Below are 17,313 nucleotides of genomic sequence, written 5' to 3'. Positions count from 1 at the left end.
CGCGACGACGACCATCGGCCCACGGCTCGCCCACCTCCTGTCCGAACGGCGGAGGCGGGGTGAACCTCCGGTACGGAGATCCGGAGCCGGTGCTGACTTCCACCGCAGCTGCTTTCGAGCCGGGCTGGGTCCGGGAGGCTAATGCGGAGCCACGATGCGCTCCACTGCGGCCGTCACCAGCTGTTCGCGCTCGGCCTCCGTGAAGACGTCCGGCAGGGTGAGCTGTTCCACGATCAGCCAATTCAGCGTCAGCATGAGCAACTTGACCGCCGTGGTGTCGCCGGGGAGGCCGGACGCCTCGTGATAGGCGACGTTGGCGTCCACGTCGGCTCGGACGCGCTCGGTGAGGACCTTGCGCAGTTCGGGGCGGCGGGTGGCTTCCAGACGGAGTTCCAGCAGCGCGAGATAACCGTTGCGGAAGGAGGCGACGCGGCCGACCAGTTCGCGCATCAGCTTCGCGTAGGCCTCCCGGTCACGGCCGGCCGCCTGCTGGCGGGCGATCGTGGCCTCGTCGGGCTGGAGCCGCTCGTACACGCGTGCGCCGGCCTGAGTGAACAGGTCGTCACGGTTGGCGAAGTAGTTGGACGCTGTGCCGGCGGGCACACCGGCTTGGGCATCCACGGCCCGGAAGGTCAGGCCGCGTGCGCCTTCCCGGGCGAGTACTTCGATTGCCGCGTCAACGAGGGTTGCGCGCCGCTGATCGTTCCGTCTCACCATTGACACCACTCCAGGTGTAGTACTACGTTCGAACCACTACAAGTACAGTACTACGTGTGGGGGAACGCTTTGCGAAAGCTCGTGTACTACATCGGAATCTCGCTCGACGGTCGGATCGCCGGGCCCAGTGGTGAGTTCGACTTCTTTCCCCAGGGAGACGAGAGGCAGGCCGCCGCCTACTCGACCTGGGTGAACGCGCTGTACCCGGAGACGATCCCCACCGCATATCGCGAGGCCGTGGGAGTCGCCGACGCGCCCAACCGACGATTCGACACCGTCGTCATGGGCCTGGGCACCTACCGTCCGGCCCTCGACAACGGGATCACCAGCCCGTACGGACACCTGCGCCAGTACGTCGTGTCCAGCACGCTCGCACCGGACACCGACCCAGCCGTCACCGTTGTGCCGGGCGACCCGCTCGGCCTGGTCCGCGAACTCAAGAGCGAGGAGGCGGCCGCCGGCCTGGACATCTGGCTCTGCGGGGGCGGCCGGCTCGCGGGTGCCCTGGTGTCCGAGATCGACGAGCTCCTGATCAAGACGTATCCGGTCATCGCTGGAACCGGAGTCGCGGTGGTCGACGGCTCTTTCGACCCCACCGTCTTCGACGTCGCCGAACGCACCGCCTTCCCCAACGGAGTCACCCTCACTCACCTCACCCGCCGTTAGGCGGATTCCGATTCAGCGGGTGGACGACAGGAAATGGCACGCCTCGCATGCCCGAGAGCGACCTTCCTTGCAGGGTGACGCCCCTCGGCCGCGCCAGGGTCTTCCGGGGTTTTTTGCCGAGGGATGAGGACGGCCGGCCCGGAACTGCGGAAAGCCTGGAGCGGTGAACGCCGAGGCGGCCTCCGATTTTCGTCACTGCGCGGCGGACAGTGCCTGGACATCGGCCGAACGGGAGAAGGCCCTGTCGACGGTTCCGGCCCGGCCCGGTCCGGAGCGGATCGTGCCGATGATGACCGTACGAACACCTCGGACACCGGCCGGGGCCGGTCACCTTCGACAAGACCCGCAAGGCCGCCGCGAGGAAGTCCGCCGCGCGGCGGCCCGGCTACCGGCTATCGGCTGCTTCGGTTCACTGTGCTCGATGCCTCGACCGTGTCCACCACAAGCCAGTGCTCCGAGAGGTAGTGCACGTCGTCACCCGCATAGCCGATTATGTACTGCACGTTCCCGGCCTGGCCCGGCAGGACGTCCTCCAGGACGAACGTCCCGTCCTCGGCGACCGGGACCGGCGGCAGGTCGGCGACCTCCGAGCCGTTCAGCCGCTGGACCGTGATCCGGGGCGCCTCGGTAGGTGCCAGTCCGTCCAGGTCCAGTCGTCCCGTCACCCTGAAAGGTTCTCCGGCGACGGCCGGGCCGTGCGTCACATCCACGAAGCGCGACGGAGCCAGGGCCTCTCGGGTCTGAATCGTGTGCAGCCAGAACTTCGTGCCCTCCTGGTTGGACGTCACGACGAAGAGCTGTTCTCCGTTCCCGGAGAACTCCATGCCCCGGGGGACGACGCGTTGGCCCGCGGCCTCGTCCTCGAAGCTGATGCGCAACGGCTGGCGGTCGACCGACGGGTCGGCGAAGGCCAGGGTCAGGTCGGCTGCATCGCCCGATGCCGCGCCGCCCTGGGCGAACCACTTGCCGTCCGGGCTGAAGGCGACGGCCGTGGGCGTCACACCCTCCGGCAACGGCGCGTAGTGGTTCTCCAGGAAGCGGGCGTCCTGACTGGAGAGCAGTACGGTTCCGCGGACCCCGTCGGCCACCGCGAGGACGGAGCCGTCCGCGGAGAAGTCGGCGTCCCGGAAGTCCATGCCCCGGCCGGTGCCGTCCTCGGCGAACCGGCGCTCGCCCAGGAACTCCAGCAGGTTCCCGTCCGCCTCGTCCGCCCCGTCAGTCACCCGGTAGATCCCCAGGTCGGGGTCGTCGGTCGGGGATGAACGCTCTGGAGCGGTCACCAGCAGACCTCCGGGCCCTGCCTCGAGATGGACGGGAGAGCTCGAGTACATGACCTGTTCGGCCTCGCCGCCGTCGGCCGTCGCGGCGACGCCGATACTGCCCAGACCATCGACGCAACCCTCGGGCGACGCGGACGGCCGGCTGGTGAAGAACAGGCGCCCGCCGGTGTGCACCAGCTCCCGCCCACAGCCGTCGGCCGGCGCCGGAACCGGGTCGAGGGGGTACAAGTAACCACTGGAGTGGGAGTAGCTCGCGATGTGGTCCGACTGCCCGGCGTAGACCTTCGAGCCGTCCGGCTCCACCGCTACGCCGGACAGGGGAGCAGCCATGTGGGCGCTCGCGACGGCGGGCCCGGCGCCCCCGTAGAGCAGTCCGACCAGCTCGCCGTCCCGTGACCCGTCCGGATAGACCCGGTCGCCCGCGATCCACACGCGCTGGCTGGCCTCGTCCACCGTCATCTGGGTGAACGACGCGGCCGACAGCTCCATACCCGGGCCCGACTGCACCACGGCCCCCGCAACGGTCCCTTGGTCCGCGGACGCGGTACCGGGAACCGCCGTCAGCGCCGACCCGGCCAGCGCGCCCGCCAGCAGCACTGTCGTCAGTCTGCTGCGTCTTCCTGACGTATTCCTCAACGCTGATCCCACCCCTGGTGCCGGCGCGCCACCGCGGATCGGGTGGCGCTCGTGCAGATACGAAAGCGTCATCAACGCGCTGATACAAACAGTTCGCCGTCACCGCCGTGTCGCAGGGGCGCCCGAGGAGCACCGCGCGGCAGGAAGGTGGCGGACGCGCGGAGTGTGCGGAGCCGCTCGCCTCACCCCTCCCGAAAACCACCACGAGCAACTTCAAGCCCGAATGATCTGTAGGGGGGCGACGCGGGCGGGCAGTTGTGGTGGGTGGTCGGGCGCGGACGCCTGGTTTCGTAAGTGCACGTCCACGGTCTGCCTGACGGGCTGCCGAGGAACACCGGCGCCGGTGGCCTCGTGAGGACTCAGCAGCTGCTGCTGACCCAGGCTATCGGTCCGTATGGGGTGAGCCGTCGGATGACCGGACGTAGAGTATTCAGCGGCTCGCTCACGGTATGCGCGGGGCGGTGGCCACAAGCCGAAGGCGGGGGCATGGACAACAGCGAGTACGACGAGCTCGACGCCACCATCAGAGTCCCGAAGGGCGCGCGTCTTCTGCAGTCGAGCAAGACCGCAGGTGCTCGTCGCGGTATGACACGCGACCCCGACAACGAGCTGGGGCATGCCGAGATCTTCTTGAAGGAGGAGAACGGGCCGGACCCGGTGGTGGAGTGCCCGCACGGTTGGCCCGACTCCGACCAACACGCATCGGAGGCCCTGGAGCAGGAGCGTCGAGAGAACGCGGAGTTCCTGGCAGAGGTCATCTTCCAAATCGGTCTCAAAGTGGCGGAGAAGGCCGCGCCCCACGTCAAGAAGTGGTGGTCCGAACAAGCGTTTCCGGCGATGAGGACGAAGTGGAACGGCCAGGCGCTCCCGTCCGTGAAGACGAAATGGGCCAGCGTGCGAAGCCGCGTCAGCGACCGCCGCGCAGAGGCGATGGGAGATCTGCAGGACGCCATCACCGTTCCGCGGGATCGGCGAAAGGTCATGAGCGGCGCAGAGGCGCGACAGCGGTTCGCCGCGGCGGTGGCGGCCAGGATCTACAGCGACGGGCAGCTGCGGCTGCTGCGCAACGCCAGGGTCGTGGACGAGGGAGAGAACGGCCCGGTTGAGGTGGAGGCGACAGACGATCTCACACCCCAGCGCATCGGGGAGCAGGTTGCCTTGATGCTTGAGACGGACCCTTCGCTCCTCAACGAGGACACTCTGGCTGAACTCCAAAGGCTCGTCGCGAGCATTCGAGCCGACGGCAACGACGTCCTCCTTCAGAGAGCGGAGGGTGTGCCGCCCCACCGCACGGGGGCGCCCGAGGAGAGGGCGACCCTGGAAGCCTGAGCCCCGGTCGGAATGCCAGGCCGCCGGACTCGTCAAGATCCAACTACCCGCAGGCAGTCCGGGCGTACATGCCCCCATCCAATTCGGTGGGGGAGCCGCGCCTGCCACGTCGTACGCGGGGCGAGCACCCATCGCACGAGCGGGAACCGGCCCTGGCGACCTGCTGCTCGTCCGGCGCAGCCTGTCGGCGAGGTCCTCGGGAGATGGATCGGGGATGTTCAGGTAGGTCACGACTGCGAGTCCGGCGACAGCTACGCCACGATGACGGCCGTGAGAGTGGAGATCACCGAAGGGCGGGACACCGCAGAGGCGGCGATGAAGCAGACTCGCCGTTCGACGTTCAGCCTCCTACTACTGGCGGGGGGAAGGCGGAACACGTGCCAGTCCACGTCCAAACGGTTGAGATGCAGCTTCTGCAGCCAGCGAGACGGCTGTTCTGTGACGCCTCCCTGAGGTTCATCTCGACGAGGGCAATACCCGGTAGGCGCCGTGAACGAGCTTCGGTCGAACTTGCCGTGTTCAGGATGCTCATGCTCGTGAGCCGCCGGCGGGCTTCGCGGGCGAGTCGCTGGGCCTTGGCGAGCGGGACGACATCGTTTAGGCGCGTGGGATGTGCGGGAGCTTGTGCGTCAGCGCGATTGCCTCGTCCAGAGCCGCACAGGAGGTCGCGGCTGGGCTCGGGCAATGGGGGAGAGGGTGCTGCTGGTGTCGGTCATGGGCAGGGGCTCTCTGATCGGCGTGAGCAGCCCTCGGTAGGGTGCCGGGATGCTGGAGAAGGTGGATGCTGAGGTTCTGGCCGAGCGTGAGCGCATCGCGGCCCGGGTGCGGGACGAACTGGTGGCCGCCGCCTTGCCGGTCGTCGCGCCAGGGCTGTATACGGTGCTGTCACAAGGCATTGAGGTCACCATCGACCCGTTCGATGACGACGCGGGCGGGGTTTCCGTGGCCTGGAGATCCAGCGCACGACTGCAGAACTGTGTGCTCCGGGCGGTGAAGCACAACCTCCTGGACGATCCTGTGCTCTCCCATCAACAAGTCGTGTTGGAGGCGATGCTTGCGGCGATCACGGCGATTCTGGTCTCGGCAGGGTTCACGGTGCGCGAGAGCCGCAACGACTATGCGCCCTTCACGTTGGAGGTGCTGGCCGGGCCCGGTGGCCCCCCGTCGTGGGGATTGCGCAAGGACGAGGTGGCTGTGGCGAACTGGTCGGCTGGTGACGGCGGGGCATCAGCCAATGAATCCGAACGCTGACCAGGCCGAGGCGCACTGTTGGAGGATGTGCTGTTCTCCGGACATGGTCGGTTCGTCGTCGTGCTCGACAAGGGGCCAGGATCGCCATCAGGTGCCCGTCGGCGAATGGTTCGACGGTCGCGACAGCACTGAGCATGCCCGGCGTGTGCGGCCGTTTATGGGGACGGTCAGCGTGGGCAGTCCGTCCTGAGACGCGTCTGTTCACACGTCGGTGTAACGAGGGACTGCGCTGAAGCGCCTCGGCTCCTCGTTCTCGACCTGCTGGCATGGCTGATGGTTTCCATCCACGCCGATTCGGGGCCGCCCATGTGCGGCGGGCGGCCCCGGGGAGACCGGTTCACGCGCTGACCTGCGAAGAGTCTCCAGTTGTTCGCCGATCAGGCAGACGGCATGACCGTCGGGCCAGGCCGGTTCCGGTCATCGTTCCAAGTCTCGCCATTCGGGAGCGAGGACAGCCCAGACCTGCTTGTCGTAGCGCCTGCCCTCATAGGGCCATGCTTCGCGTCGCACACCCTCGAGCGTCATGCCGAGCCGCTTGGCCACCGCCGCACTGCGGTCGTTGTCGGCCCGGCAGTGCCACTCTGCCCGATGCAGTCCCCGCACGGTGAACGCCCAGTCCAGCAGCGCGCGGCATGCTTGCGTGACCACACCGTGGCCCTCGGCGGAAGGCTCCAGCCAGCAGCCGACCTCGCACGAGCCGAAGGCGGCGTCGAAGCTGGTGAACATCACGCCACCGACCAGCAAACCATTCAGCCGGATGCCGTACAGGCGGGCACCGTCGCTCGCCTGGAATCCCGCATACCGCTGGAGTGTGGCGCGCGCGCCGGCCAGGTCGTCGGTGACGAAGGACGGCCCGACCCAAGGACGGATGTGCTCACGCGCCCGGTCGAGGTGCTCGGCGAACTCTTGGGCGTGCCAGACCTCCAGCGGGCCGAGGTGGGCGTCGTCGCGCAGCGGCAACGAGAACATGAGGACCTCCCCATTCGCATAACAAGTGTTGTGAGAATGTACCGTGGTGCTATGCCACGCACCAAGGGAGATCACGAGGCACGCAGACGCGATGTCTCCGAAGCTGTCTGGCAGGTGATGGCCGCCCGCGGCTTCGCCGGCCTGACTCTGCGCGCCGTCGCCGCCGAGCTCGGTGCGACCACCGGCCTTCTCACGCACTACTTCCCGACCAAACGGGCCCTGGTGGAGTACGCCCTCGACCTGCTCGAACAACGCACGCTCTCCCGCCCTCGCCGGGACTCGGGGAGGGGCTTGGCCGCCCTCAGGAATGCGCTGCTGGACATCCTGCCGATGACTCCCGAGGCCACTGACGGCAACCGGATCTGGGTGTCCTCCTGGGATGCCGCGCTTGCCGACCCCGATCTGAGTGCCGACCATGCCCGCAAGTACGCACTGAGCCGCGACAGACTGACCGATCGGGTGGCCGCGGCCCAGGACCTCGGCGAACTGCCACCGGGCAACGCCGCGGACGTCGCGGCCGGGGCTCAGTCGTTTGTTCTCGGCCTGGTCGTTCAGGCACTGTTCGCCCCGACCGTGTTCCCGCCGCAGCGGCAGGTCCAGCTCCTCGACGCCTACCTGGAAGCGCTGGCCGCCCCGGACCACGTCAACGAAGGGCGATCTGCGCAATCCTGACGGCCGGCCGCGATCGGTGTCACGGCTCCGGACTCATGACCGGCGGCGTGATCTCGACCCCTTGGCGAATGTCCATGGCCTGGCAGACGGTGGCGGCGCATCCAGAGGCAGCTCGGCCGAGGACGGGGGAGCGGAGGGAAGAGCGCGGGAGAGAGGTGTGAGGCCGGGACGTCGGCGCGCAAGATTTCCTCGACAGTGGTGCGGCCGCCGATCGCTGCCGCATGCCCCACACCCGTACTCTGCGCGTCGTCGGCCTGGACCGCTTTTTCGTCGTCCACTCGGACGTCCCATCAGACACCGCCTACGGCACTGCGGTTGTGTGCGCGCTACGCGTGCACACGATCGATGTCGGGTGCAGCCGCTCTCAGGTCAGCTCGATGTGTACCTGGTGCCGCCCCTCCAGGTCGGATGGCACGGTGGTGCGGCGACGGCCGTCGACCGTGGACGAGGCGACGCGGTGACCGGCTCCGGTGAGGGTGATGTCGAGCGTCGCCCTGCGGTAGGGCAGGCCGCTCAAGGTGACCGGGCCCCAGCCGGGCGGCAGGCTCGGAGCGAACCGCAGGCGGTCCCGTTCGTGGGTGATGCCGAACACGCCCTGGTGGATCAGACGCAGGTAGCCCGTGGCCGACCAGGTCTGGTCCGGCTGCGAGTCCCATTGGTGCCCGGTCTGCCAGCCCCCGTCCACCGCGCCGGTGCGGGCGTTGTGGATCTCCCAGAAGCGGCCGTCGCGGTGCTCCAGGGAGGCGATGTCTGTCACCGCCTGCGCCAGCAGATCGATGCGGCCGCCGATCGCTGCCGCATGCCCCCACATGCCGACTGTCATGGGCCACACGATCACGTTGTGCCGCCCCGGATGGGCGTCGTCGAAGCGGGAGAAGTGCGGCCAGACGTTCACGACGCCATGCGGCTCGTGATGGGTGGCGCCGAGCAGTGCACGCACCTCGTGAGGCGATGCCACCCCGCACAGCACGGCGAACGCGAGCCCGTTGGCCTCCTGGTACGTCTCCAACCGGCCTGCCCGTTCGCCCGTGCCGTGGATGAAGTATCCGTAACCACCGGTGCCGGGCCGCCGGATACGGGTGTTGATCGCGGTGCGCAGCCGTGCGGCAGCCACCCGGAAGCCGGCCGCCGAGCGCCGGTCACCGGTCTCGTCCGCCATCTCGGCGCAGGCCAGATACCCCGCGTGGAAGAGGCAGTTGGTGGACAGACACATCATCTTGTCCGTACCCGGGTGATCGAGGACGAACGAAGAGGTGTTGCCCGGGTCGTAGGGCGGGCTCGGGTAACCGGCGATACCGTCCTGGAGGAACGCCGGTCCCTCGAACAGCCCGTACTTCTCGTTGAAGTGCTGGGACCGGTCGGCTCGCAGGGTGTTGGCGGCGGCCTGGTAGGCGTCGTTGAGGAACTCCCGGTCCCCGGTGGTCAGATAGTGCTGCCAGGCGGCGACCGCCCACACGATCTGGTCCCACCACTGGTTGTCCTGCTGGACGATCAGCGAGCCGTCGTCCTGCCGACGGCACACCGCCCACAGGGTGTTGCGGGCAACGTCGGGCGACAGCAGGCTGGCGGCGTTCCACGAGTTGACCGACGCATCCCGGGTCCACGGCTGCTCATAACCCCCGCCGGCCCGGATGAACGTGCCGGGGGAGTCGGTCATCAGTCCTGTCTGGTTGTACTGCGCAGGATCGTAGGGCACTGTGTTGATGTCCAGCAGGTTCTTCAGCGCCGACCGGTACGCCCCGCCCAGCAGCGGGTCCTGGCCGCCGCCGAACTCGATGGCGGGCCGCCCGCCCGCTGCGCTCCGGGGCGCAGCGAAACCGGGCGAACCGGCCGCCGCTCCTGCCGCGGTCAGCCCCGCCACAGTGCCGGCCCGGATCAACTGCCGTCGCGACAGTCCACTCTGCTGCTCATGCGAACCCATGAAGCCTCCGTTGGACAACGTTGTCAACCGCCTTCAAGGGGGGATGGTTCCCTGCGCGGATGGTGCTGTCAATGAGTTGCGTGAACGCTGTTACTGGAGTGGCGGGTCGTCGTCTCTCTTCCTGAAGGGAGCGACCATGCGTAGCAGGGGCCGCCGTCCACGACCGGCATCGGCCGTGGACGGTTGTCGGCGCCCCACGGCTTCCGACGTCTCCGGATTCGGATGGGAACGATGCGACGACATCCACGAAGCCTCGCTGGGCCACGTCATGCCACATCACCCACCGCCACGACGCCCCACGCCTTTGTCGGAGCCCCAAACCGACCTCTACCGTCGTGAACGTCTTCAGTGCAGGTCTACTTCCTCGGGCCGCGGTCGCTGGCCACCCGCGGCCGGTCCGCATGCTTTCTCCAGAAGCGTGAACGACTTGGGTTCACCACCCGGCTGGGGCTTGCCGGCCTTGTGGCCGACGACTTGGTAGCCGGCGTCCTGGTAGTAGGAGTTCAGACGTGCGTTGCCGGCCAAACAGTCCAAACGTACGAACGCCCGCCCGGCCGCAGCGATACGGCGCTCCGCGGCCCGCAGCAGGAGCCGTCCCGTCCCCGGCTGGGTGTTGCTGCGGTCGACCATCAGCCGGTGCACGTAGCCGGCCACCGGTGGCTGCGCTCCCCAGGCATCCACGTCCTCCCACCACACCTCCCACGCACCGGCCACACGGTCATCAGCCTCGGCGATCCAGATCTCACCACCGGTCATGACCCTGCGGAAATGATCCTCGTCGAGCTGACCGGGCTGCCACTGGCCGGTGATGCCTCGGGCAAGCATCCAGTGGGCGGCCTCGTCACGAAGTCGGACGAGAGTGGCAAGGTCGGTTGCCTCGGCGAGGCGGAAGCGTAGATCGTTCACGTCGAGATCCTCGCACGGGCTCGTACGTGCGCTCGGTAGTACGGGTCAGGTTGATGCGGAGGCCGTCGTTTGCCCGCCGACGGCACCTGCCTTCCAGAGCTGGGTGGTATCTGAGGCCCGACGGGAGACCTGTCACGACTGCAGCCGTGGCCCCTACGTCACGGGGCATGGATCCCGAGCAACTGGAACGGAGCACCGCGCGACGCGTGCGCCTCAAGGGGTTCCGGCAGAATGGCATGGCTGAGCGAGACCAACTCATTCCTGATGTAGAAGCCTTGGTGCGGGTGGTCGGCCAACTGGCGCCGGAGTAGCAGTAGTTACACAAATCCCCGGCCTGGGATCCAGTTACAGGACTTCGAGGAGCACCGGTCACGGCTGCGTCCTCTCACGGGACTCGGCAGCGGGTACGAAGGGCGCGGGTCCGAAAAGCGGAAATCACGCGAAGGTCGATGCCGGGACAAGGAGCTTCCGGCCTACCTCCGGCGAAAGCCCCTCGTTCGGAGCGCCCGGGTGCTTGTCGAGGCAGCGGGCGAGGCGGGGTACAGCTGTGCCGATCAGGAGCGTGGCCGGCGGCACCGCGACGACTCGTCGAAACTGTGAAGTGGCTGCGTGCAGATCAAGGACGCCTGTGCTTGGTGTCCGAACACGTGCCAGTGCGCTGGTGTGGCGCCCTACGCCCTGAGTGAGTTGACTCAAGGCGTACGAGGCCACTCCCTGACGGCCCGCCGCGAGATCATGACCGGCATCATGCCTACTCATCATCGCAGTGCCGTGATCCTTGTGCCGGACCGGCGTCCGTTTCCTCTGCCCATCGCCGGCTCCATGCGGTCAGTGGCTGGAGGGCGTCGATGAGGTCCCCGCCGAGCTGGGTGAGCTGATATCCGTCCTCGCGCAGGGTCAGCAGACGGGTGTCGGTCAGTTCGCCGAGCCGGGTGCTGAGAACGCTGGAGGACATGCCCTCGCACCGGCGCTGCAACTCGCGGAAACCGACCGGGGCTTGATGCAGCTCCCACAGGATGCGCAGAGTCCAGCGCCGCCCCAACAGGTCCAGTGCTGCCATGACGGGGCGGCCTGATGTGGACCCCCGCACCGGTAGGCCGGGCCGCGGTGTTCTGCCTCCCATGTTCCCCTCTTCTCCTTGCGCTTCGTTTCTCGAAGCATCATAGTGTGATTCGAAAATAGAAGCGCTGGCAGTGGAAGCACTGGCAGGTGCAGGAAGGCCCGGCCGCATGATGCGCAGCGAACCGCACAGACCGCCGCACCCCACACAGATCGACCAAGCGCTCCCCGCAACGGAAGCGCCGGTACCGCGAATAGCCCTGCTGGAACCGCCGTACACCGACGACGCCGGCGCGCTGCTCGCGCGCATGATGCCCGGGGACGTGCCGCCGATCGGGCTGTTCCGGATGTTCGCAAGAAACCTCCCGCTGGCCGGCGCCATGCACGGATGGGGGCGCTATGAGCTGGGCCGACAGCTGACCCTGACCATGAGGGAACGCGAGATCGCCATCGACCGGACATGCGTGCTGTGCGGCTGCGAGTACGAGTGGGGCGTGCACATGATGACGTTCGGCGAACGGGTCGGGCTCACCCGCGAGCAGGCGGCATCTTTGGTGCACGGCGACCCCGCTGACGAGTGCTGGACGTCCGAGCGGGAACGGCTGCTCATCCTCGCCGTCGACGCACTGCACGAGCGTTCCGACATCGATGACGCGCTGTGGACACAACTCGTGTCGGCCTTCGACGAGATCCAGCTGCTCGATCTGCTTCTGCTGTGCGGCTGGTACCACGCCGTCAGTTTCGCCGCGCGCGCCACGCGCGTGCCGCACGAGCCCGGCGCGCCCCGCTTCGCCGACTTTCTCCCCGCCACGACCGGGACCGACTGATGAGCACTGCCCAGGAGCGCTACGAGACGCGGCTGCTGGCTTCCCCCATTGATGGTCATCGCCCTGGTCGTGGCGGCGGTCGCCAGTTTCGCGGCACCGCTCATGACCCGCGTGGCGACCAACCACCTTCCACGTCTCCCTCGACAGCGCGCAGTGGACGCTGACCACCGCGCTGCTGAGAGGTGCCGTCGCCACGCCCGTCCTCGGCCGGCTCGGAGCCGGTCCGCACCGGCGGGCCAGGATTCTCGCCACGCCGGCGATCTCCGTGGTCGGCGGCACGCTCACCGTGTTTCCGCGGCTGTTGGCGTTGCTGCTTGTCGGCAGGACTGCCCAAGGCGTGGGACTCGGTCTCACGGCGCTGATGATGGGCGTGGTCCGCGATCATTCTCCCGAGCGGCGCATTACGGCCACGATCGCCTTGATCTCGGTGGTCTCCATCATCGGAGCCGGTGTCGGCTACCCCCTCGCCGGCCTGCTCACCCAGTTCGGCGGGGTGCGCGCCGCCCATGGCCTCGGCCTGTTCGTCATCGCCATTGCTTTCCTGGCTGCGTGGCGTTCCATGTTCGTGGTGGGACTGGTGCTCGTTCCGTTCTGCGTGCTGGGGTTCGGCGCAGTCACGCCCACGCCTCGGGCTCGGATGCGGATCGACGCGCCCTTGCTCTTGGTCGGCAGTGCCGTCCTCGGCGGTTATGGATCTCGTCCTCTTTGTGGCGGCCGGTCCAACCTGGCCGAACTGTTCGTGGCCAGGGGAGTGCTGGGCTTCGGCGTCGGCAGCTTTGCGGCCGCCATGCCCGGCCTCATCCTGGCCGTCACCCCAAGAGGGAGACGTCGAGCGCCAGGAGCGTCAACTACGTGGTCTGCAGCGGCGGGTACTCCCTGGGCAGCGCCAAGGGTGGCCGGTCGTGGCCGTCGGCACCGACCACCCTCTTCCCGAGCGATGGCGCCTACACCACGGCGGCGCTGGTCGGCGTCGGCGCGGGGCCATCAGGACCCTGGCCGGCCACGCACTCGCACTCGCCCATGCCCACCGCTCGCCCGAGACCGACCCGATCGAGGAGCCGGCTGGAGGCACGCGTCGTACCGCTACGCCGTGATTGACCGTCAAACACGAGCCCTTGCCACAGATGCCGCCGGAACCGGCGCTGTCGGAGCCGAGGACGCCTGTGTGTCTTCGGCACCGGCAATCGCCTGATCCGCGATCACCGGCACGCCCCATCCGATCGAACCCGAAGCTGAGGACCCCGCATGCAGTTACCCCACACGGCAGCGCGCAACATCGTGACACTCGCGCTGTCCGAAGACGCGGCAGCTGATGACGTCACCACTCGATGGAGCGTCGCGCCGCGACAATGGGCGACGGCAGTCATCATCACCCGCCAACCGGGTCTGGCTGCCGGGATGCCCCTGGCTGCCGAGGTTTACGCCCGTATCGGCGACGAGACACGGATCGACGAATCGGTGCCCGACGGCACTCGACTTGAGGCCAACGACGTCCTGGCGACAGTGTCCGGCCCGGCACACCAGATCATCACCGGCGAACGGACGGTGCTGAACCTTCTCCAGCGGCTTTGCGGCATCGCCACACTCACCGAACGGTATGTGGCCGCCGTGCGCGATCTGCCTGTTCGCGTCCTGGATACCCGTAAGACCGCCCCGGGACTTCGGTTACTGGACAAGTACGCGGTCGCCGCGGGCGGAGGGCACAATCATCGGCTGGACCTGGGCACCATGGTGCTCCTCAAGGAAAACCACATCGCGGCCGCCGGCGGCGTCACTGCCGCCATCGACAGCATCCGCAAGAACATGGCGTCGGAGGGCAAGACCCTGGCCATCGAGGTGGAGGTGGCCACGCTCGCTCAAACCCGTGAAGCGCTGCGGGCCGAGCCGTCATGGATCATGCTCGACAACATGACCGTGCCGCAGTTGGCCGAAGCCGTCCGCCTTCGACGCGAACTGGCCCCCGACTCAGACATCAAGTTGGAGGCCTCGGGCACGATCACGTTGGACGGCTTGCGCGCCGTCGCGGAAACCGGTGTCGATGCCGTCTCCATTGGCGCGCTGACCCACAGCGCGCCGGCCATGGATCTGAGCATGCTTCTGAGCATCTCCCCATCCTGAGAAACCGAGTCAGCCGCCTCGGTCGAATCGCAGGATCCCAGCGTCGCAATTGCGACGCGACTGCACGCTCCGGCATTCGGGACGAGCCTGCGACGGTCGATCGCAGGGTTGCAGCCGACCAGCTCGCGCTCCGGATCATCCCGGCGACCTGCCGCCGGGTGTGACCGAACCGAATCGCGAATACGAAGTCAGATGTGCTCTTCGAATACAGGAGGTTCCATGCCCAAGGGCTACTGGGTCAGTGTCTACCGCACCATTTCCGACCCTGAGAAACTGGCGGCCTACAACGAACTGGCCGGTCCGGCCGTCCGGGCCGGGGGCGGGCGGCTCCTCGTCCGAGGCGGCCGGGTCGTCGCACAGGACGCCGGAATCGCCGAGCGCACCGTACTGATCGAGTTCGACAGCTTTGAACAGGCCCTCGCGGCACGCGAGAGCGAGGCCTACCAGGAGGCGCTGGTCGCCCTCTCCGACGGCGTCGAGCGCGACTTCCGCATCGTCGAAGGCATCGACTGACAGTCGGCGACCGGCCTGGCGTCCAGCTCCGCCAGGCACTGCGACGGAGATGAAGCAGATGAAGCACCACACTGCAGGGCAGACAGGCAGGGAGTCGGCCGGAGCGTAGATCCACCATCTTGAAACCTCTGCTCGACGGTGCTGGTGCGGCAGGGCTCCTGGGTTCTCGTGCTGGTGGTGGTTGACTGCGTTGGGTCTTGATCAACTGTCAGCGGTTGATGTCGAGGTCGGTCAGTGCGAGCGGGGCTAGGGGGGAGTTTCAGAAGTCGCCGGTGTGCTGGGATGGCCGTCCGGGGAAGTCGCGGGCGGCCATCCAGATGGTGAGGTCACGGGCGATCTGGTCGATGCTGGTCGCGGCGGCGACGTCGTGTTCTGGGCGGGAGGTGTCGCGGCGGACGACCTCATAGCCCCCCTCGTCCAGGACCGCGACCGAGGTGAACCAGACTGGGTCGTCCTCGTCGGGCTGGATGACGACGAAGGTATTGTCCACGGCGTTGAGGTCGTCGATCAGCATGAACAGCGCGTCCTCGGACGGGTCCTCGATGTGGTCACCGCTCTCGCTCTCGGCCCGGTAGTACGCAGCCCTCATCGCCCATGTCTCCCCTCAGCCCGCTGACCTGATCGCGGCCAGAATGACATACGGGACCGACACCCCCGGCAGGTCACAGCCATTCGTTGATCGCGGGGATGAGTACGGTTGTTTCGAAACGGACCGCGAGCTTGTCGAACCGGGTGGGCTGGCCACCGCCCGGCCCCGTTTCAGCTGGGTGATCCCGCACTCGATTGCGTGCTGAGCCTTGTGGTCCTCGCGGTCGAAGACCGGAGGCTGCCGGCCGACCGTGCCCCGCCGCTTGCGGTGTCCTGCCTGATCGGCAGGTTCTGGGGCCGTGCACCGGACTGGTCGAGTGCCAGGCTGACCGGATCGGGCTGTGGGCGGTGCGCGGGCCAGTGCTGCCTGGGGTGCTTCGTGCCCTGCCGTGGTGGTGAGGGAACGACGTGAGTTGACCAGCCAGCAGATGCGTGGTGTCGCCGCTGCTACCGGTAAGGACCTGGCCCGTGGATCCTGCCGAGTTGTCCCTGCAGCTTGAGCGCGACGTCCAAGGCCTGCTCGCCTACTTGTGGTCTCTGAGGAAGGCTGGGATGTCAGCTCGGGTCGGGTAGTCGGGCAACGGTGCGGGCTTGTCCTGAAGGAACGCGGTGATGACGGCTGCTGCTCGTTGGTCGTTCTCATCCAGGCCGTTCCACATGTGATGGCCGACACCGGGCATGTACTGGGTCCGCTGGATGGCGGGGTTGTCCGCGAGGACGGTTGTCTGCCACTGCCGGACCTGGGAGGAGCACTCGGCGATCATCAGCATCGCGGGTGTCCGGGACCGCCTTAGCTGAGGGACGATGGAGGGGGAGTCCTTGATCGTTTGCTGGATGCGGAGGCTGGCGGCGGCGCTGAACGAGAAGTTCCGCTCCGTGTCCTCGACCGGGATGCGGTGCGCGTCCCGCGCGCAGTAGGCGGACGCGGTGTCGCTGCCGAGATCGGCGGCGGTGAAGGCGTTGTCGCCTTCCGCCTGTCCTACCAGCCCGTTGTCCGGGCTGAGCAGTCCGAGCCGCATGAGGCCGAAGGCGACGGCGTACCGCGGGACGCGTGTGGAGCGTGGCCCGGTCATGGCCGGCGCGATGCCGCGGGCCGATGGCCGGCCCTTGTGCTCGGCCATCCGGGCGGTGGGGCCGTCCATTGGGCCCGGCTCGGCGATGACGGCCCGGTGCAGATGGTCGGCGATGGCCGGTTCGGCCAGCGCGCGGGTGAGCACGACCGCACCCGAGGAGAATCCCAGCACGTCGGCGGGGCCCTTGCCCAGTTTGCTGACGAAGGCGCCGAGGTCGTGGACGGACCGCGTGATCGAGTACTCGTTCATGGGCAGCAGGTCGCTCCGTCCGCCACCGGCCTGCTCGTAGGCGTATACGTCGTAGCCCTGCCCTGCGAGCCGCTGCAGAAAGCGGTGGTCGAGCACTGAGATGCCGCGCACCGGGCCGCCGTTGAGGTAGACGAGCGGGACGCGTTGCCGGGAGCTGTTGCCGGCGGGCGGGTAGTGGTACACCGCGACCCTGCTGCCGGTGGACAAGCGCCAGTGCTCGGTGGCCACGAACGACAGGGCAGACGGGTGGTGGCGCGTTGTGGGGACGGTGGGTATGCACACCGACAGGGTCAGGGCCGCTGCGACGAGGACCGGCAGGAATGGCACCAGCCGCGCCCGCCAGGAGCGGCCGCGGGTCAGCCACATCGCCGCGACCACCGCGATCCCGACGGCCACGGACCATGCGGCGAACCCCGATCCCGCGCCGTCGGTGGCGATGAGCAGCGCGAGGAATAAGGCGGCCAGCCCTACTACCGCGGCGGCGGCCGCCAGCAGGCGGCCGGCAAGACGCAAGGGGCGTATGGCGGACGACGGCATGA

At 68.0% G+C, this 17,313-nt stretch carries 16 protein-coding genes; 8 read left to right on the top strand and 8 right to left on the bottom strand.

Annotated features, from left to right (window positions below; genetic code table 11):
- Positions 1–138: 138 nt before the first annotated feature.
- Positions 139–717, bottom strand: coding sequence for a TetR/AcrR family transcriptional regulator (locus tag OG408_RS00925; protein ID WP_326667447.1), 579 nt, complete (start codon positions 715–717; stop codon positions 139–141).
- A gap of 69 nt (positions 718–786) precedes the next feature.
- On the opposite strand from OG408_RS00925, the gene OG408_RS00920 reads away from it, so the two are divergent.
- Positions 787–1,383, top strand: a complete 597-nt coding sequence (locus OG408_RS00920; RefSeq protein WP_326667445.1) for a dihydrofolate reductase family protein — start codon at positions 787–789, stop codon at positions 1,381–1,383.
- Positions 1,384–1,775: 392 nt separating this feature from the next.
- Here the strand turns inward: OG408_RS00920 and OG408_RS00915 are convergent, their stop codons facing one another.
- A complete protein-coding gene (locus tag OG408_RS00915) occupies positions 1,776–3,260 on the bottom strand; it encodes a hypothetical protein (RefSeq protein ID WP_326667443.1) in 1,485 nt (494 codons plus the stop codon).
- 525 nt (positions 3,261–3,785) lie between these two features.
- On the opposite strand from OG408_RS00915, the gene OG408_RS00910 reads away from it, so the two are divergent.
- On the top strand, positions 3,786–4,628 hold the full coding sequence (locus OG408_RS00910; RefSeq protein ID WP_326667441.1) for a hypothetical protein: 843 nt from the start codon (positions 3,786–3,788) through the stop codon (positions 4,626–4,628).
- 765 nt (positions 4,629–5,393) lie between these two features.
- Positions 5,394–5,879 (top strand): hypothetical protein, encoded by a 486-nt coding sequence (locus tag OG408_RS00905; protein WP_326667439.1) that lies wholly within the window; start codon positions 5,394–5,396, stop codon positions 5,877–5,879.
- Between the two features lie 417 nt (positions 5,880–6,296).
- Here the strand turns inward: OG408_RS00905 and OG408_RS00900 are convergent, their stop codons facing one another.
- Positions 6,297–6,848, bottom strand: a complete 552-nt coding sequence (locus OG408_RS00900; RefSeq protein ID WP_285567765.1) for a GNAT family N-acetyltransferase — start codon at positions 6,846–6,848, stop codon at positions 6,297–6,299.
- Between the two features lie 51 nt (positions 6,849–6,899).
- Here OG408_RS00900 and OG408_RS00895 point away from each other — a divergent pair, with 51 nt between their 5' ends.
- Complete coding sequence (locus OG408_RS00895; RefSeq protein ID WP_285567767.1) at positions 6,900–7,520, top strand: TetR/AcrR family transcriptional regulator; 621 nt, start codon at positions 6,900–6,902, stop codon at positions 7,518–7,520.
- 364 nt (positions 7,521–7,884) lie between these two features.
- Here the strand turns inward: OG408_RS00895 and OG408_RS00890 are convergent, their stop codons facing one another.
- The 3 genes from OG408_RS00890 to OG408_RS00880 all read right to left on the bottom strand — a co-directional run bounded on the left by OG408_RS00890 (position 7,885) and on the right by OG408_RS00880 (position 11,470).
- Positions 7,885–9,441 carry an MGH1-like glycoside hydrolase domain-containing protein gene (locus tag OG408_RS00890; protein ID WP_326667435.1) on the bottom strand — a complete coding sequence of 519 codons (1,557 nt, stop codon included), beginning with the start codon at positions 9,439–9,441 and terminating at the stop codon, positions 7,885–7,887.
- Between the two features lie 345 nt (positions 9,442–9,786).
- Complete coding sequence (locus tag OG408_RS00885) at positions 9,787–10,347, bottom strand: GNAT family N-acetyltransferase (RefSeq protein ID WP_285567770.1); 561 nt, start codon at positions 10,345–10,347, stop codon at positions 9,787–9,789.
- Positions 10,348–11,098: 751 nt separating this feature from the next.
- Positions 11,099–11,470, bottom strand: coding sequence for a winged helix-turn-helix transcriptional regulator (locus OG408_RS00880; RefSeq protein ID WP_442805991.1), 372 nt, complete (start codon positions 11,468–11,470; stop codon positions 11,099–11,101).
- Positions 11,471–11,576: 106 nt separating this feature from the next.
- Between OG408_RS00880 and OG408_RS00875 the strand changes: the two genes are divergently transcribed.
- From OG408_RS00875 to OG408_RS00860, 4 genes are all read left to right on the top strand, one after another.
- Entirely contained in the window at positions 11,577–12,233 is a 657-nt protein-coding gene (locus OG408_RS00875; RefSeq protein WP_326667429.1) for a carboxymuconolactone decarboxylase family protein, read from the top strand.
- 160 nt (positions 12,234–12,393) lie between these two features.
- Positions 12,394–13,425, top strand: a complete 1,032-nt coding sequence (locus OG408_RS00870; protein ID WP_326674441.1) for an MFS transporter — start codon at positions 12,394–12,396, stop codon at positions 13,423–13,425.
- Between the two features lie 53 nt (positions 13,426–13,478).
- Complete coding sequence (gene nadC, locus OG408_RS00865; protein ID WP_326667427.1) at positions 13,479–14,351, top strand: carboxylating nicotinate-nucleotide diphosphorylase; 873 nt, start codon at positions 13,479–13,481, stop codon at positions 14,349–14,351.
- A 219-nt stretch (positions 14,352–14,570) separates the two neighbouring features.
- Entirely contained in the window at positions 14,571–14,864 is a 294-nt protein-coding gene (locus tag OG408_RS00860; protein WP_326667424.1) for a DUF1330 domain-containing protein, read from the top strand.
- Between the two features lie 259 nt (positions 14,865–15,123).
- Here the strand turns inward: OG408_RS00860 and OG408_RS00855 are convergent, their stop codons facing one another.
- The gene (locus OG408_RS00855; RefSeq protein ID WP_326667423.1) at positions 15,124–15,453 is read right to left on the bottom strand and encodes a hypothetical protein; all 330 of its coding nucleotides are present in this window, start codon (positions 15,451–15,453) and stop codon (positions 15,124–15,126) included.
- Between the two features lie 523 nt (positions 15,454–15,976).
- Positions 15,977–17,311, bottom strand: a complete 1,335-nt coding sequence (locus tag OG408_RS00850) for an alpha/beta hydrolase (RefSeq protein ID WP_326667421.1) — start codon at positions 17,309–17,311, stop codon at positions 15,977–15,979.
- Positions 17,312–17,313 lie beyond the last annotated feature (2 nt).

This window comes from Streptomyces sp. NBC_01257 (assembly GCF_035917255.1).
Taxonomy (GTDB): domain Bacteria; phylum Actinomycetota; class Actinomycetes; order Streptomycetales; family Streptomycetaceae; genus Streptomyces.
Note: the sequence above shows the minus strand (reverse complement) of the source record. Positions and strands in the feature narration are given on the sequence as shown.

Excerpts from the sequence above, each read along its gene's own strand:
- OG408_RS00925 (WP_326667447.1), bottom strand. The coding sequence starts at position 717 with ATGGTGAGACGGAACGATCAGCGGCGCGCAACCCTCGTTGACGCGGCA.
- OG408_RS00910 (WP_326667441.1), top strand. The coding sequence starts at position 3,786 with ATGGACAACAGCGAGTACGACGAGCTCGACGCCACCATCAGAGTCCCG.
- OG408_RS00905 (WP_326667439.1), top strand. The coding sequence starts at position 5,394 with ATGCTGGAGAAGGTGGATGCTGAGGTTCTGGCCGAGCGTGAGCGCATC.
- OG408_RS00900 (WP_285567765.1), bottom strand. The coding sequence starts at position 6,848 with ATGTTCTCGTTGCCGCTGCGCGACGACGCCCACCTCGGCCCGCTGGAG.
- OG408_RS00895 (WP_285567767.1), top strand. The coding sequence starts at position 6,900 with ATGCCACGCACCAAGGGAGATCACGAGGCACGCAGACGCGATGTCTCC.
- OG408_RS00890 (WP_326667435.1), bottom strand. The coding sequence starts at position 9,441 with ATGGGTTCGCATGAGCAGCAGAGTGGACTGTCGCGACGGCAGTTGATC.
- OG408_RS00880 (WP_442805991.1), bottom strand. The coding sequence starts at position 11,470 with ATGGGAGGCAGAACACCGCGGCCCGGCCTACCGGTGCGGGGGTCCACA.
- OG408_RS00875 (WP_326667429.1), top strand. The coding sequence starts at position 11,577 with ATGATGCGCAGCGAACCGCACAGACCGCCGCACCCCACACAGATCGAC.
- nadC (WP_326667427.1), top strand. The coding sequence starts at position 13,479 with ATGCAGTTACCCCACACGGCAGCGCGCAACATCGTGACACTCGCGCTG.
- OG408_RS00860 (WP_326667424.1), top strand. The coding sequence starts at position 14,571 with ATGCCCAAGGGCTACTGGGTCAGTGTCTACCGCACCATTTCCGACCCT.
- OG408_RS00855 (WP_326667423.1), bottom strand. The coding sequence starts at position 15,453 with ATGAGGGCTGCGTACTACCGGGCCGAGAGCGAGAGCGGTGACCACATC.
- OG408_RS00850 (WP_326667421.1), bottom strand. The coding sequence starts at position 17,311 with ATGCCGTCGTCCGCCATACGCCCCTTGCGTCTTGCCGGCCGCCTGCTG.